The sequence below is a fragment of the Dactylosporangium sp. NPDC050688 genome, assembly GCF_040654515.1.
GTDB lineage: Bacteria > Actinomycetota > Actinomycetes > Mycobacteriales > Micromonosporaceae > Dactylosporangium.
The window spans coordinates 56,800-71,682 of record NZ_JBFAIC010000045.1 but is presented as its reverse complement, the minus strand read 5'-3'; the positions used below and the strand labels follow the sequence as shown (position 1 = coordinate 71,682).

Here is a 14,883-nt window from a genome sequence, read left to right as displayed (position 1 = left end):
GTTCGGGATGGTCTGAGGGTCCGTCACGGCGTGGTCGACAGCACCAGCCACGCGGTCATCGTCGCCAGCTCCACGCACGCGCCGATCACGTCGCCGGTGACGCCGCCCAGGCGGCGCCTTGCGTGGCGGGTCAGCGCCCAAGCCACCGCGGCGGCCAGCAGCACCGCCAGCGGCCCGCGGACCGGGTCGGCGAGGACCGCACCGGCCGCGGCCACCAGCAGTGTGATAACCGTCACTGCGGACCGGGGCAGTGTCTCGGCGACCAGGGCGCCGAGGCCCTCGGGGCGGGCGGCGGGCAGGCCCGAACGGCAGGCGATCGTCGCGCCCAGGCGGCCGGCTGCGGTGCCAGCCGCGACCAGGGCGAGCGCCTGCGGCCAGGGGCGCGTGTAGACGCCGGCCAGCGCGGCCGCGTCGAGCAGCAGGACGGTGGCGATGGCGACCACGCCGAACGGGCCGATGTCCGGCTGTTTCATGATGGCCAGGGCCTTCTCCTGGCCCTGGTACGAGCCGAGCCCGTCGGCCGTGTCGGCGAGGCCGTCCAGGTGCAGCGCCCGGGTGCACAGGGCCGACAGTGCCACCGTCGCCGCGGCCGCCACCAGCGCGGACGCCCCGGCGGCGCGGAGGCCGAGGGCCGCGCCGGCCAGTACCGTTCCCAGGAGGACGCCGATCAGAGGGGCCAGGGCCATCGCCGTGCGGGCCGTCTGCCGGTCGACCCGCGACACGTTCAGCGGGGCGATCGTGAAGAGGGTCAGCGCGAGCTTCAGTCCTCCCACGACGGTTTCACGTAGGGCATCTCGGCGGTGGGGGAGTCGGCGACGACCCGCTGGATCTCGGCCTCGATGCGCTCCTGCTCGGTGAGGCCGTCGGCGGGTTCGGTGACCGGCTCGCGGGGCGGGGTCGCCGCGGCCAGGGTCAGCGCCGTGTTGATCAGCGGCAGCGTGGCCAGGGACGTGCCGCCCTCGCCGAGGGCCAGCTTGAGCTGCAGGAACGGGGTCACGCCGAGCACGTCGGCGGCGAGCTTCACGGTGGGGTTCTCGCCGTGGTCGGCCATCAGCAGCCAGTGCCGGGTCTGCGCGCCGTAGTCGCGGGCGACGAGGCCGGCGGCGATGCCGACGGGGCCGTCGACCATGACGGGCAGCCGCCGGGAGGCCGCGCCGAGCAGGATGCCGGTCGCGACCGCGATGTCGCCGCCGCCGAGCATCGACAGCACGGTGTGCGGCTCGCGGCTGCGGGCGCGGATGCGGTGCCGGGCGTCGCGGATCGCGCCGACCTTGCGGATCCAGGCGGCGTCGTCGACGAACCCGGACGCGTCGACGACCCGGCCGAGCAGCGCGGCCGGTTCACCACCGGTGAGGACCGCCACGATCGCCGCGGCGGCCGCGTCGGAGCCGGCCCCGCAGGCGGCCAGGACGAGCAGGTCGACGCCCTCGTTGGCGGCGGCGTCGGCGAGCCGCCAGCCGAGGGTCAGCGCCGCGTCGACGCTGCCGTCGTCGAGGGCGTCGTGCAGCTCCGCCGGGCCGGCCTCGGGGCAGTCGATCGCCTGCACGCTGGCGCCGGCGGTGGCGGCCAGCATCGCCAGGGTGCCGGTGCCCTCGACGATGTCCTGGAGGCGCTGGTCGGCGGCGGTGGACGAGTCGCCGGCGGCGAACGCGCCGGTCCGGTCGCCGCGCAGCACCAGGACCCGCGGCTGCTGCCAGGGGCGCGGGTCGGGCCGGCCCTGGGTGCCGCCGGCGAAGCGGACGACGGGGACGAGACCGCCGAGGCCGGCGCCGTTGAGCTTGAGCGTGAGCAGCCGCTCCGCGGCCTCGGCCGCGGTCGACTCGTCGGGCAGTGGCAGCTCCATGCCCGGCTGGAACGACAGGGTCTCCCCGCCGTCCGCCGTGGACAGCACCGCCCCGGCGACCGCGCCGGCGAACTCGAACGGCGTCGTGTCCACCGGACGGCCCGTGGCACCGGCGGCGAAGCGGCCGCCCGCGTGCCCGACCGCCTCGCCGCCGCGCAGCCAGCTGACCTCGCCGGCGACGATCATCGCGACCCCGTCGCTGGCGGCGGCGACGCGCTGGTTGAGCGTTCCGTTGGCGTCGGCGAACGTCCGCCCGGCCTGCGTGACCGGCATGACCGCGAGCCCCACCTCGGGCGCGACCATCACCAGCAGCGCGGCCTGGCAGGCGCGGACCGCGTCGGCGAGCGCGGCGATGCGGCCGTCGAGGGCGTGCGGGTCGGACCAGTCGCCGATGCTGTCGAACAGGGCGGTCAGCCATCCGCCGAGGTCGTCGACGAGCAGGACGTCCTCGGGTTTCGCCGACTGCAGCAGGTCCGCGAGGCGCTCCGGGTCGGTGCCGATCTCCTCGGTGCTCCAGCCGGCGGGCCGCCGCTCGCGGTGCCTGGCCAGCCGCGCCGACCACGCCTCGTCGGACAGGCCACCCGGCAGCTCGGGCGCGGTCGCGACGTAACGCACCCGCTCCGCGTCCGCGACGAGCGACTCCGCCACTTCCGACTTCCCGGACCGGATTCCACCGAGTACCAGCAACCGCATGCCCCGTACTTTATGGCCCTGGGTTCACTTTCCGGTGGGCGGCATCGGCGCTCGGCGGTCAGCCCGATACGCTCGAAACTACCTACCTGGGACGGGAGCGTGACTGATGGCGTGGACATGGCAGTTCGAAGACGCTGAGAGCCGGGCGGTCGACGGCCCGAACGAGGCGTTTTCCAGCCAGTCCGACGCGGAGTCCTGGCTCGGCCAGAGCTGGCGTGAGCTGGTCGCCAAGGGCGCGACGACGGCGATCCTGACCGAGGACGATCGCACGGAATACAAGATGAGCCTGTTGCCGGCGGGAGGCTGACGCGCATGTCGTACGGCCGCGTCTCGGCGCTGCCCCGCGAGGCGTTCCGGCCCAGTGCGCTGTTCCTCGGCATCGTCGCGCTGTTCGCCGTCGCCGGCTGGATGACCTGGACCGGTTTCGGCAACATCCAGATCGACGTGTTCCTCTTCGTGGCCGCCGGCTGGACGATCTCGCTGTGCCTGCACGAGTACGCGCACGCCCTCGTCGCGTACCGGGGCGGCGACCACGACGTGGCGCACCGCGGCTACCTGACGCTCGACCCGACGAAGTACACGCACCCGCTGCTGTCCTTCGTGCTGCCGGTGGTGTTCCTGCTGCTCGGCGGCATCGGCCTGCCGGGCGGGGCGGTGTGGGTCAACCACTCGGTGATCCGCAGCCGGATCGTGGACAGCCTGATCAGCTTCGCCGGGCCGGCCACCAACCTGCTGTTCGCGGTCATGCTGGTCGTGCCGTTCAGCCTCGGCCTGGACAACGGCGGCGACCCGGCGTTCTGGGCGGCGCTGGCGTTCCTGGCGTTCCTGCAGCTGACGGCGAGCATCCTCAACTTCGTGCCGATGCCCGGCGTCGACGGCGGCAACCTGCTCTTCCCGTGGCTGAGCCCGCAGTGGCAGCGCGGCTTCAACCACGTCGCGCCCTACGGCATGCTGCTGCTCATCGCGCTGCTGTGGTCACCGCGCATCGGCGGCTGGTTCTTCGAGGTCGTCTACTCCCTCGGCGACGTCCTCGGCCTGCCGTCCTACCTGGTCTCCGACGGCTACCAGCTGTTCAAGTTCTGGTCATAGGAACCGCGGGCACGCAACAGGGGGCCGCCAGAGGCGGCCCCCTGTTGACGAAACCTTACGGACGCTGCGCGGGGCTCTGCGTGCGCTTCGGGTCGCGATCCACGACCGGGTCGAGGACCTCGTCGATCCGCTTCAGCAGCTCCGCGTCGAGCTTCACGCCGGACGCCTTCACGTTGTCCTGCAGCTGCTCGGGGCGGGTCGCGCCGACGATCGCCGAGGACACGTTCGGGTTCTGCAGCACCCACGCGACGCCCAGCTGGGCCATGCTCAGCCCGGCCTGCTCCGCGAGCGGCTTGAGCTGCTGCACCGCGGTCAGGACCTCGTCGCGCAGCAGCACCGAGATGAACCCGGCGCCGGACTTCTCGTCGGTGGCCCGGGACCCCGCCGGCGGCGGCTGACCCGGCAGGTACTTGCCGGTGAGCACGCCCTGGGCGAGGGGCGACCACACGATCTGCCCGATCCCGAGCTCCTGCGACGCGGGGACGACCTCGGCCTCGATGACCCGGTACAGCGCCGAGTACTGCGGCTGGTTGGACACCAGCTGGATCTTCAGGTCCTTGGCAAGGGCGGCCGCCGCCCGGATCTCGTCGGCCCGCCACTCGGACACGCCGATGTAGTGCGCCTTGCCGCTGTGCACCACGTCGGCGAACGCCTGCATGGTCTCCTCGAGCGGGGTGGCGTGGTCGTACCGGTGCGCCTGGTACAGGTCGACGTAGTCGGTCTGCAGCCGACGCAGCGAGCCGTTGATCGACTCGAGGATGTGCTTGCGGGACAGGCCCCGGTCGTTGCGGCCCGGCCCGGTGGGCCAGTAGACCTTGGTGAAGATCTCCAGGCCCTCGCGGCGCTGCCCCTTCAGGGCGTCGCCGAGCACCGCCTCCGCCCGGGTGCCGGCGTAGACGTCGGCCGTGTCGAACGTGGTGATGCCGAGGTCGAGGGCGGCGTGGACGCAAGCGGTGGCCTGCTCCGCCTCGACCTGTGAGCCATGGGTGATCCAGTTGCCGTACGAGATCTCGCTGACGAGCATCCCGGACCGGCCGAGGTGACGAAACTCCATACCCTCTTGCTTACAGGACCGCGCCGCCGGCAGCGAACTGATGCCCGGGAAAGAACCGATGCCCGGGGAAGGTGATCACATCACGGGGCGGGTGTCGGCGAGCAGCCGGTCGATCTCGTCGGTCACGCCCGTCCGGCTCGGGAACGTCGCCTCGATCACCGTCCGGCCGCGCCGGTCGAGCGCCCCCCACCGCTGCGCGTCGTCGGCGAACAGGAACGCGACCGGGTGGATCATCAGCGTGTGGTGCACCGGCGGGACCAGGACCCGGCCCGAGCGGTCCACGACACCCTTACGGCCGTCGAGGGACACCACGGCGAGACCTTCGTCACTGAAGCCGTCGATGTACCGGCCGTCGAGCAGCGCGGTGGCGAAGCCGTCGTACTGGAACGACACGACGACCCGGCCGACGCTGTCGACGGCACCCCAGTGCTCGCCGCGCCGGACCGCCGCGACGCCCCGGCGGAACGGCCGCACGTCGTCGAACCCGGTCGAGATCAGCACCGCGTTGGTCTTGTCGATCGCGATCCAGCGGTTGGTGCCGTCGCGGGACACCCAGGCGACCCCGTCGGAGAAGCTGCCGACGCCCAGGTACCCGGCGGCCGGCTCGATGAGCAGCTTGCCGGTGTCGTCGATCAGCTCCCACATCTCCGAGCCCTGCCGCTGCACCCACGCGACCCCGTCGCGGAACGGCTGCACGTCGACGTAGCCGGGGCCGATGCAGAAGTTGCCGTCGGGTTCGATGTACCCCCAGCGCTGGGTCTGCTCGTCGAACGCCGGCGCCGGCGGCTTGCGGATCTGCAGGATCTCCTCGCGGCTGCGCGGGTACGGCCCCCAGCCCTTCTCCGCGACCCGCCGGAACACCGCGTCCAGGGCAAGCTCGGTCTGCGCGATGAGCTCCGGGTCCTCTTCCTTGCGCAGGTCGAGGGCTCGTTCGAAGTGGTTGCACGCCTCCATGTAGCGGCCCTGGTCGTAGGCGCACTTGCCGGCGTGCTGGTGCATGGTGGCGCGCAGCCGGTCCGGCAGCTCGCTGCTGTTGGCGAGCGTGAACAGCCGGTCGGCCTCGTCGAACTCCTCCCGCCACTGCAGCACGTGCGCGAGTCGGGCCTGCGCGATCGCGATGCGGCGCAGCTCGCCGGTCGCCTCGGCGTGCGCGAGGGCGAGCTTGCCGTCGGCGAACGCCTTCGGCAGGTCATTGAGGATCCGCGACACGACCGCGCGCAGGCTCAGCAGCCGCGCCCGGGTCGGGTTGTCGGCGACGCCGTTGAGCTTCGCGGTCAGCTGGTCCCGGATCTCGGTGAGCTCCTGGACCTCGTCGCCCTCGATCTGCTCGCGCAGCGTGTCAGGGTCGAAGCGCCACACGTACCCGGCGAGGACCTGCTCCGGGTCGGGACCGCCGGTCTCCTCCGAGGCGTTGCGGGCCGCCGGCGCGGGCGAGGTCGGCAGCAGCGCCGCCAGCTCGGCCGGGAAGCCTTCCGCCCCGGGCCGCACGATCGGCAGGTAGCCGGTGGCCTGCAACCCGTCGACCCCGGCGCCGGTGAGCGGCGCCGAGCGGTAGGTGTCCATGGCGGTCTGCTGCACAGCGGCTGCCCCCTCTGCTTCCGGCTGCTGCTCCGGTACGACCACCGCCGCGGCTCCGGCCTCCCCGCCTCCGGCGGGTCCGAACGCGTTGAACGGCACATCCGGCGTCACCACCGGCGGCGCGCTCAACGGTGCCACGCTGACGACCGGCTCGGCCGGGGCCGGCGGCTCCACCGGGACCTGCCCGGGTCCCTGCAACGGCGACTGGACGTGCGGCTGCGGCTGGGCGGGTGCCTGCGGCGCCGGGGCCGGTGCCGCGGAGACGGGCACCGAGGACACCGGCGCGGCCGAGACGGGCGCCGAGGACACGGGCGCCGAGGACACGGGCGCGGCCGAGACCGGCACCGACGAGACGGGTGCGGCCGAGACAGGCACCGACGAGACGGGCCGGTTGCCTGGGTCGTCCTGCCAGCCGTGGCCGGGCGCCGGGGCGTGCGGCGCCGCCGAGACGGGCGCCGACGACACCGGCGCCGAGGAGACCGGCTGGTCCGCCAGGCCCTGGTCGCCCTGCACCGGAGCCCCGTACGTCCGCGACACCGGCGCACCCTGCGCGGGCGCGCCGTACGTGCGGCCCTGCGCGGGCGGCGGGCCCTGCTGGGCGGGGGCGCCGTAGACGGTGGCGCGGCCCTGGCCGCCGTACGTCGTGCCGGCCGGCGGTGCGCTCATCGGCGCGTCGGCCGGCGGGGGAGCGCCGTAGACCGTGGCCCGGCCGGCGCCGGGTGCCCCGGCCGCGCCACGGCGCACCCTGGGGACCTCGTCCGTCGGCTCGTCCAGCGCGGGGTTGCGGGGCCGGCCCTGCTGCGGGCGGCCGTACCCGGCCGGTGGGCCGTCATAGCCGCGCCGGTCGTCGTAACCCCGGTCGTCGTACCCGCGGTCGTCGTAGCCGCCGTCGTACCCGCGGTCGTCGTAGCCCCGGCGCTCGTCGTACCCGCGCCGGTCGCCGAAGCCGCCGTCGTGCCCGCGGCGCTCGTCGTGACCCCGGCGGTCGTCATACCCGCGCCGGTCGTCAAAGCCGCGCCGGTCGTCGTACCCACGCCGGTCGTCATAGGGACCGTCGTAGCCACGCCGGGGGTCGTGGCCGCCGTCGTGGCCGCCGTCATACCCGCGGCGGTCGTCATATCCCTGCTGCGGGGGCCGGCCCTGGCCCGGGCGGCCCTGCTGCGGCACCGGCGGATAGCCCTGCTGCGGGTGCGGCTGCCCCTGGTAACCACCCTGCTGGGGGCGCCCGTGCGGACCCCCGGGACCCGGTGGGACCGGGGGCGGCTGGTAACCCTGCGGTGGACCTTGCGGCGGACCCTGCGGCGGACCCTGCGGCGGACCCTGGCGCGGTGCCTGCTGCGGGTGACCGCCCTGCTGCGGGTGACCCTGCGCCCGCCGTGGCTGCGGCGCGCCGTGCGGCCGGCCGCGCTCGTCGACAGGTCCACCGGGCCCGCGGAGATCGCCGCCGCGCGGGTCGCCACCGAACCTCGGGTCCCTCAGCCGCGGGTCGCCGTGCGGGCGGCGCGGGTCCTCGGCCCATGGCTCGCCGTGGTGGTCGGGGGCGCCGCGGCCCGGCGGGGCCTGCTCGTCACGTCGCTGCTCCGGCACCCTGGACCATGGCATGGTCGGCACGGCCGCCCAGGTGGGCGCGGCGGTTCCCGGCTCTTCTCCCGGGTACTCGTCGCTCACAGCTTCGCTCTCCTCGCCCCACTCCGGCACCAATCATGCACCGGCGCCCGCCACGCGCCTACCCGGTGAAATCGTGGTCCGGTCGCGAAGGGAGGGTACGGCTTGGGAGGCGTCCAACGCCACCGTCGGGCGGGGCGCCGCCGCCGAATCGTTGTCGCCCGGAGGGCCCGGTCGTGCCGCCGACCGGCGCCTAGACCGAGGCGCCGATCTTGACCTGCGGTTTCGGGTTGCGGATGAAGCGGAACGAGATGGCGCGCATGATCGCGTAGAAGTACAGGCGGCCGAGCTTCTCGTTGGTCGCGGGGAAGCGCTGCTTGATGAGCCGCTTGATGGTCCGCGAGATGAGGAAGCTGTCGATCGCGGTCGCGACGGCCATGACGCCGAAGAGGAGGTTGGCCGCGAAGTAGATGCTCGGGTTCAGGTTGCGGTTGAAGCCGACGAGCATCACCAGGAACGTGGTGCCGAAGAAGAACGTGCCGATGGTGCGCCGCGAGTCGACGATGTCGCGCACGAGCCGCCGCTCGGGGCCCTTGTCGCGGGGCAGCAGGAAGCGCTCGTCGCCGTTGGCCATGCCTTCGCGGGCCTCGAGCCGCTCGGCGCGCTGCCGCTCGCGCATGCGCTTGGCGGCCTCGCGGCGGTTGGTCGCGGGCGGCTCGGCGACGCGGCGGCCGGCCACCATGCGCTTCGGCGTGGTCTTGCCGAGCTCGCGCTTGCTCAGGGTCTGGCGCTTACCCAGGCTGACCTCGGGCTGCGCCGGCTCCGCGGCGGGGGCCTCGGCTGGCTCTGCTGACTTGCGGGAAAACAACGACGGCACGCCGTGAAGGGTAGCGGACGCTGCGCGAGCGGCCCAACGGTCAGTGCCGTTTTGGGGCCGCTCGCGTCACCCTGCGTCGTCAGCCGAGCTCGACGTGCGCGCCGAGCGCGTTGAGCTTGCCCTCGAAGTCCTCGTAGCCACGCTGGATGAGCTTGACGCCGTACACCCGGGAGGTGCCCTCGGCGGCGAGCGCCGCGATCAGGTGGCTGAACCCGGCCCGCAGGTCGGGGATCACCAGGTCGGCGGCGTGCAGCTTGGACGGCCCGGCGATGACGGCCGAGTGCATGAAGTTGCGCCGGCCGAAGCGGCACGGCGTGCCACCGAGGCACTCGCGGTACGTCTGGATGGTGGCACCCATCTGGTTGAGCGCGGCGGTGTAGCCGAGGCGCCGCTCGTACACCGTCTCGTGCACGATCGACAGGCCCCGGGCCTGCGTGAGCGCCACGACCATCGGCTGCTGCCAGTCGGTCATGAAGCCCGGGTGGACGTCGGTCTCCATCGCCACGGCGTTGAGCTCGCCGCCCGGGTGCCAGAAGCGGATGCCGCCCTCGCCGGGGGCGTCGTCGATCTCGAACGCGCCGCCGACGGAGGTGAACAGGTTCAGGAACGTCATCATGTCGGCCTGCCGGGCACCGCGGACGAAGACGTCGCCGCGGGTGGCCAGGGCCGCCGCGCCCCAGCTGGCCGCCTCGATACGGTCCGGGATGGGCCGGTGCGTGTAGCCGGTGAGCCGCGGCACACCCTGGATCTCGATCACGCGGTCGGTGTGGACCTTGATGATCGCGCCCATCTTCTGCAGCACGCAGATGAGGTCGATGATCTCCGGCTCGACCGCGGCGTTGCGCAGCTCGGTGACGCCCTCGGCGCGCACGGCGGTGAGCAGGATCTGCTCGGTCGCGCCGACGCTCGGGTACGGCAGCTGCAGCTTCGCGCCGTGCAGCCCGTTGGGCGCGGTGATGTCCATGCCCTTCTCGGACTTCTCCACGACCGCGCCGAACTCGCGCAGCGCCTGGATGTGGAAGTCGATGGGGCGCCCGCCGATGTTGCAGCCGCCGAGGTCGGGGATGAACGCGTGACCGAGGCGGTGCAGCAGCGGCCCGCAGAACAAGATCGGGATACGGCTGGAGCCGGCGTGCACGTTGATCTCGTCGACGTTGGCCGACTCGACGTCGGAGGTGTCGAAGTGCAGCTCGCCGTCGAGCGGGCCGCGGGTCACCTTGACGCCGTGCAGCTCGAGCAGGCCGGTGACCACTTCGACGTCGCGGATCGCGGGCACGTCGAACAGCGTGCTCGGGGTCTCGCCCAGCACCGCCGCGACCATGGCCTTGGAGACGAGGTTCTTGGCACCGCGCACCCGCAGCTCGCCGTTGAGCGGCGCGCCGCCGTGCACGGTGAGGACGTCACCGGCGTCGTAGTTGGTCACGGAAAACCCTCCTGCAGGCAGGAATAGAAGTGGAGATGTGCTGACGGAGCGTGAACCCGCGCAGCAGCATAACCACATCTACGGCATGCGAGCGCCGACCGCACGTCCGGCATGGCACGAAGACGTGACTCCGACACCGATCACCCCTCAGGCACCACAGAGGGTGACGGAGGGGTGCGCGCTACGGCAGTGCCAGCATCCGGTCGAGCGCGACCCGGGCGTGGTGCGCGGTGTCGGCGTCGACGGTGATCTCGTTCGGCACGCGGCCGGCGACGAGCTCCTCCAGTGCCCACACGAGGTGGGGAAGGTCGATCCGGTTCATCGTCGAGCAGTAGCAGACGTTGCGGTCCAGGAACATGATCTGCTTGTCCGGGTGCGCCAGCGCGAGCCGGCGGACCAGGTTGAGCTCGGTCCCGACCGCCCACGCCGAGCCGGCCGGGGCCGCCTCGATCGTCTTGATGATGTACTCGGTGGAGCCGATGCGGTCGGCGGCGGTGACGACCTCGTGCCGGCACTCGGGGTGGACCAGCACGTTGACGCCCGGCACCCGCTCGCGCACGTCCTCGACGCTGGCCAGGGTGAACCGGCCGTGCACCGAGCAGTGCCCGCGCCACAGGATCATCTTCGCGTCGCGCAGCTGCTGGTCGGTCAGCCCGCCGCCGGGCTTGTGCGGGTCGTACAGCACGCAGTCGTCGAGGCTCATGCCCATCTTCAACACGGCGGTGTTGCGGCCGAGGTGCTGGTCGGGCAGGAAGAAGACCTTCGAGCCGCGCTCGAACGACCACCGCAGCGCCGTCTCGGCGTTGGAGGAGGTGCACACGACGCCGTCGTTGCGCCCGACGAAGCCCTTGATGTCGGCGGTCGAGTTCATGTACGTCACCGGCACCACGTCACCGGCGATGCCGAGGGCGGCGAAGTGCTCCCACGCCTTCTCGACCTGCACGAGCGCGGCCATGTCGGCCATCGAGCAGCCGGCGGCGAGGTCCGGCAGGACGACCCGCTGCGTGTCGGAGGTCAGGATGTCGGCGCTCTCGGCCATGAAGTGCACGCCGCAGAACACGATGTACTGCGCGTCGGGCCGGGCGGCGGCCTCGCGGGCCAGCTTGAACGAGTCGCCGGTCACGTCGGCGAACTGGATCACCTCGTCGCGCTGGTAGTGGTGGCCGAGCACGAAGACGCGGTCGCCGAGGGCGGCCTTGGCGCGTTTCGCCCGATCGACGAGGTCTGGGTCGCTGGGTGCGGGCAGGTCGCCGGGACACTCGACACCCTTCTCGGTGTCGGGGTCGGCGCCGCGGCCCAGCAGCAGCAGTGCGGTGGCGGTTGACGACGGTTCAGCCCAGGTCACCCCTCGATCGTCCCACGCGCGCGGTACCGCGGAACTGTGACCTACGAGACGTGCACAATGTCCGGATGCGCGTGCTGGTGTGCCCCGACAAGTTCGCCGGGACGATCTCGGCGGTGGCCGCCGCGGAGGCGTTCGCCGCCGGCTGGCACCAGGTCAAACCCGGCGACGAGCTGCTGCTGCGCCCGCTGTCCGACGGCGGTCCCGGGTTCGCCGGGGTACTGGCCACCGCGCTGCCGCACGCGCGGGTGCTGACCGTGCCGACGACCGGGCCGCTGGGCCACCCCGCCGAAGGCCACGTGGTGCTCGACGGCGACGTGGCGTACGTGGAGAGCGCCGAGGCCTGCGGGCTGCACCTGCTCACCGACGGCGAACGTGACCCGAAGCACACCACGACGTTCGGGCTGGGCACGCTGCTGCTCGCCGCGGTCGAGGCCGGCGCGACGACGCTCGTCGTGGGGCTCGGCGGCAGCGGCACCAACGACGGCGGCGCCGGGCTGCTCACCGCGCTCGGTGCCGCGCCGCTGGCCGCGTCCGGGTACGCCCTGCCGTACGGCGGCGCCGCGCTGGTCGACTGTGTCGCGCTGGGGGGCGTACCGAGGCTGCGGGGAGCGATCCTGATCGCCGCCACCGACGTGGACAGCCCCCTGCTCGGGCTGCACGGCGCGAGCGCCGTCTACGGCCCGCAGAAGGGCGCGACCAGGGAAGACGTGTTCCAGCTCGACGCAGCGCTGACCCGGTTCGCCGGGGTGCTGCAGGCGCTGCCGGGCGCGCCCGCGGGGCTGGCGGACCTGCCGGGCGCGGGCGCCGCAGGCGGGCTCGGCGCCGCCCTGCTCGCCCTCGGTGCCCGGGTCGAGTCCGGCATCGGCCTGGTCCGCCGGCTGACCCGGCTGGACGCCGAGCTGGAGGCGGTATCGCTGGTCGTGACGGGCGAGGGCGCCTTCGACGAGCAGTCGCTGCGGGGGAAGGTCGTGGCGGGTGTGGCGAACGCCGCACGTGATGTCGGTGTGCCCTGTGTGGTCGTCGCCGGCCGCATCGACGCGGGCCGCCGGGAGGCCGCCAGCATCGGCGTCACCGAGGCCCATTCGCTGGTCCAGCACTTCGGCAGCGTCGCGCAGGCCCTCGCCCGGCCCGCCGACGGGCTGCGTGAACTCGGCGAACGCCTGGCTCGCCAGTGGAGCCGCTAGCACGAAATCGTGTCACTATGAGAGGGAATGCCATCGGCAGTCGCCGCGTTGGCACCCGATGGAACTGTAGACATCACCGCAGGGAGCCTTGATCGTGACCGCTTCGAAGTTTGCCGAGCCTGTTCAGACGGACAACCCGGCCGGCATCGGCCTCACCGAGGATGCCGCGCTCAAGGTGAAGGGCCTGCTCGAGCAGGAGGGCCGGGACGACCTGCGGCTCCGTGTCGCGGTCCAGCCCGGCGGCTGCTCCGGCCTGCGGTACCAGCTGTTCTTCGACGAGCGTTCGCTCGACGGGGACAAGATCAGCACCTACGACGGCTTCGAGGTCGTCGTGGACCGCATGAGCGTGCCGTACCTGACCGGCGCGACGATCGACTTCGCGGACCGGATCGACGCGCAGGGCTTCACCATCGACAACCCCAACGCCCAGGGCTCCTGCGCCTGCGGCGACTCGTTCCACTAGGCAGCGCCTCTCCGAAGCCGCTCTCCGTGCCACGGAGGGCGGCTTTGTGCTGATCAAGACCCGTGCGCCACCGGGGGCTCCAGCGCGACTTGACCGCCGGCGGCTACTACTCTGTGCAGGCCCTGTTGTCTTGAGACCGAGGTTTCCATGAAGATCGTCGTTACCGGCTCGATCGCGACTGACCATCTGATGCACTTCCCGGGCCGCTTCGCCGAGCAGCTCCTGCCCGACCAGCTGCACAAGGTCTCGCTGTCGTTCCTCGTCGACGACCTGACGGTGCGTCGCGGCGGGATCGCGCCCAACATCGCGTACGGCATGGCACTGCTCGGGCTCAGGCCGATTCTCGTCGGTGCCGTCGGTGCCGACTTCGGCGACTACCGCAGCTGGCTGACCCGGCACGGGGTCGACTGCGACTCCGTCTACGTGAGCGAGATCGCACACACCGCCCGGTTCGTCTGCACCACCGACGACGACATGTGCCAGATCGCTTCGTTCTACGCCGGCGCCATGGCCGAGGCCCGCAACATCGAGCTGTCCCCGGTCAACGACCGCATCGGCGGCATCGATCTCGTCCTGATCGGCGCCAACGACCCGGTCGCGATGGTCCGCCACACCGAGGAGGCCCGGGCGCTCGGCGTGCCGTTCGCCGCCGACTGCTCGCAGCAGCTGGCCCGCATGTCCGCCGAGGAGATCCGCAAGCTGATCGACGGCGCGGCGTACCTGCTGACCAACGACTACGAGAAGGAGCTGCTCGAGTCGAAGACGGGCCTCACCACGGAGTCGCTGCTGGACAAGGTCGGCGTGCTCGTCACCACGCTGGGCAAGGACGGCGCGCTCATCCGCGGCCGCGACCTGCCGGGCGAGATCCACGTGCCGGTCGCCAAGGGCGTCGTGGCCAACGACCCAACCGGCGTCGGCGACGGCTTCCGCGCCGGGTTCTTCTCCGCGCTGTCGTGGGGCCTCGGCCTGGAGCGGGCCGCGCAGGTCGGCTCGATGGTCGCCGCGCTGGTCCTCGAGACCGTCGGCCCGCAGGAGTACGAGATCCTGCCCGCCGAGTTCACCAAGCGCATCGCCGAGTCGTACGGCGACGCGGCCGCGGAGGACATCCGGGCCCACCTGGCCGCCTGAACCATCCCTATCGGCGTAGTAGGAACGGGCGTACAGTTGCCGCTGTGACGATTGTGGTCCTGGCGCTGCTCGCCCTCGCGACCGTGGCCGGGCTCGTGTACCGGGCCCGCTACGGCCGAATCCGCGCGGCCGGGGGTGACCTGCCGGCGGGCCTGCTCACCCCGGCCCGCGACACGGTCACCCTGCTGCACTTCTCCTCCGCGACGTGTGCCCCCTGCCGCCAGGTCCGGGCCGTCTGCGCCGACCTGGCCAAGGAGTTCGCCGGCACCCGTGACGGCGTGCGGCACGTGGAGCTGGACGCCGAGGAGCACCTCGACGCCGTCCGCGACCTCGGCATCTGGCGCCTGCCGACCCTGCTGGTCGTCGACCGCCACGGCACCATCGCCCGCCGCACCGTCGGCGTCCCCGACCGCGCCTCCCTGCGCGCCACCGTGACGGAGGTGCTCGCGGCATGAGCGGCCCGGAGCGTAGCGGAGGGCTGCGAATCATGGGCGCAGGGTGGAGCTCAGGCCGGCGCCGGAGCGCAGCGGAGGTGACGGCATGAGCGGGCCGGAGCGTAGCGGAGGGCTGCGAATCAGCAGCTCAGGGTGTGGCTCGGGCC

Annotated in this window: 14 protein-coding genes; 7 read left to right on the top strand and 7 right to left on the bottom strand. The window is 72.7% G+C overall.

Features of this window, described 5'->3' with window-relative positions:
* Positions 1 to 23: 23 nt before the first annotated feature.
* Entirely contained in the window at positions 24 to 773 is a 750-nt protein-coding gene (cobS, locus tag AB0H83_RS33675) for an adenosylcobinamide-GDP ribazoletransferase (RefSeq protein ID WP_360102137.1), read from the bottom strand.
* A complete protein-coding gene (locus AB0H83_RS33670; protein WP_360102135.1) occupies positions 761 to 2,536 on the bottom strand; it encodes a bifunctional adenosylcobinamide kinase/adenosylcobinamide-phosphate guanylyltransferase in 1,776 nt (591 codons plus the stop codon). The genes cobS and AB0H83_RS33670 overlap by 13 nt, the downstream gene beginning before the upstream one ends.
* A 106-nt stretch (positions 2,537 to 2,642) precedes the next feature.
* Between AB0H83_RS33670 and AB0H83_RS33665 the strand changes: the two genes are divergently transcribed.
* On the top strand, positions 2,643 to 2,843 hold the full coding sequence (locus AB0H83_RS33665) for a hypothetical protein (RefSeq protein ID WP_033362496.1): 201 nt from the start codon (positions 2,643 to 2,645) through the stop codon (positions 2,841 to 2,843).
* 5 nt (positions 2,844 to 2,848) lie between these two features.
* Complete coding sequence (locus AB0H83_RS33660) at positions 2,849 to 3,625, top strand: site-2 protease family protein (RefSeq protein ID WP_360102133.1); 777 nt, start codon at positions 2,849 to 2,851, stop codon at positions 3,623 to 3,625.
* A 55-nt stretch (positions 3,626 to 3,680) separates the two neighbouring features.
* Here the strand turns inward: AB0H83_RS33660 and AB0H83_RS33655 are convergent, their stop codons facing one another.
* Together AB0H83_RS33655 and AB0H83_RS33650 are read right to left on the bottom strand one after the other, a co-directional pair.
* A complete protein-coding gene (locus tag AB0H83_RS33655) occupies positions 3,681 to 4,679 on the bottom strand; it encodes an aldo/keto reductase family protein (protein ID WP_360102131.1) in 999 nt (332 codons plus the stop codon).
* A gap of 75 nt (positions 4,680 to 4,754) precedes the next feature.
* Positions 4,755 to 7,424 (bottom strand): WG repeat-containing protein, encoded by a 2,670-nt coding sequence (locus AB0H83_RS33650; RefSeq protein WP_360102129.1) that lies wholly within the window; start codon positions 7,422 to 7,424, stop codon positions 4,755 to 4,757.
* A 60-nt stretch (positions 7,425 to 7,484) separates the two neighbouring features.
* Between AB0H83_RS33650 and AB0H83_RS33645 the strand changes: the two genes are divergently transcribed.
* On the top strand, positions 7,485 to 7,994 hold the full coding sequence (locus AB0H83_RS33645) for a hypothetical protein (RefSeq protein ID WP_360102127.1): 510 nt from the start codon (positions 7,485 to 7,487) through the stop codon (positions 7,992 to 7,994).
* 121 nt (positions 7,995 to 8,115) lie between these two features.
* On the opposite strand, the gene AB0H83_RS33640 is transcribed toward AB0H83_RS33645, so the two are convergent.
* From AB0H83_RS33640 to nadA, 3 genes are all read right to left on the bottom strand, one after another.
* Positions 8,116 to 8,739 carry a DUF3043 domain-containing protein gene (locus AB0H83_RS33640; protein WP_360102125.1) on the bottom strand — a complete coding sequence of 208 codons (624 nt, stop codon included), beginning with the start codon at positions 8,737 to 8,739 and terminating at the stop codon, positions 8,116 to 8,118.
* A 79-nt stretch (positions 8,740 to 8,818) separates the two neighbouring features.
* Positions 8,819 to 10,162 (bottom strand): UDP-N-acetylglucosamine 1-carboxyvinyltransferase, encoded by a 1,344-nt coding sequence (gene murA, locus AB0H83_RS33635; RefSeq protein ID WP_360102123.1) that lies wholly within the window; start codon positions 10,160 to 10,162, stop codon positions 8,819 to 8,821.
* Between the two features lie 181 nt (positions 10,163 to 10,343).
* The gene (gene nadA / locus AB0H83_RS33630) at positions 10,344 to 11,507 is read right to left on the bottom strand and encodes a quinolinate synthase NadA (RefSeq protein WP_360102121.1); all 1,164 of its coding nucleotides are present in this window, start codon (positions 11,505 to 11,507) and stop codon (positions 10,344 to 10,346) included.
* A gap of 65 nt (positions 11,508 to 11,572) precedes the next feature.
* On the opposite strand from nadA, the gene AB0H83_RS33625 reads away from it, so the two are divergent.
* The 4 genes from AB0H83_RS33625 (at position 11,573) to AB0H83_RS33610 (ending at position 14,737) form a co-directional block, all read left to right on the top strand.
* On the top strand, positions 11,573 to 12,691 hold the full coding sequence (locus tag AB0H83_RS33625) for a glycerate kinase (protein WP_360102119.1): 1,119 nt from the start codon (positions 11,573 to 11,575) through the stop codon (positions 12,689 to 12,691).
* Positions 12,692 to 12,785: 94 nt separating this feature from the next.
* Complete coding sequence (locus AB0H83_RS33620; protein WP_360102117.1) at positions 12,786 to 13,154, top strand: iron-sulfur cluster assembly accessory protein; 369 nt, start codon at positions 12,786 to 12,788, stop codon at positions 13,152 to 13,154.
* Between the two features lie 147 nt (positions 13,155 to 13,301).
* Positions 13,302 to 14,282 carry a carbohydrate kinase family protein gene (locus tag AB0H83_RS33615; protein WP_360102115.1) on the top strand — a complete coding sequence of 327 codons (981 nt, stop codon included), beginning with the start codon at positions 13,302 to 13,304 and terminating at the stop codon, positions 14,280 to 14,282.
* A 44-nt stretch (positions 14,283 to 14,326) separates the two neighbouring features.
* Entirely contained in the window at positions 14,327 to 14,737 is a 411-nt protein-coding gene (locus AB0H83_RS33610; protein ID WP_360102113.1) for a thioredoxin family protein, read from the top strand.
* Positions 14,738 to 14,883: the final 146 nt, after the last annotated feature.

Bases quoted from the DNA above. Each gene is read 5' to 3' on its own strand.
- AB0H83_RS33670 (WP_360102135.1), bottom strand. From the start codon at position 2,536: ATGCGGTTGCTGGTACTCGGTGGAATCCGGTCCGGGAAGTCGGAAGTG.
- AB0H83_RS33665 (WP_033362496.1), top strand. From the start codon at position 2,643: ATGGCGTGGACATGGCAGTTCGAAGACGCTGAGAGCCGGGCGGTCGAC.
- AB0H83_RS33660 (WP_360102133.1), top strand. From the start codon at position 2,849: ATGTCGTACGGCCGCGTCTCGGCGCTGCCCCGCGAGGCGTTCCGGCCC.
- AB0H83_RS33655 (WP_360102131.1), bottom strand. From the start codon at position 4,679: ATGGAGTTTCGTCACCTCGGCCGGTCCGGGATGCTCGTCAGCGAGATC.
- AB0H83_RS33625 (WP_360102119.1), top strand. From the start codon at position 11,573: ATGCGCGTGCTGGTGTGCCCCGACAAGTTCGCCGGGACGATCTCGGCG.
- AB0H83_RS33615 (WP_360102115.1), top strand. From the start codon at position 13,302: ATGAAGATCGTCGTTACCGGCTCGATCGCGACTGACCATCTGATGCAC.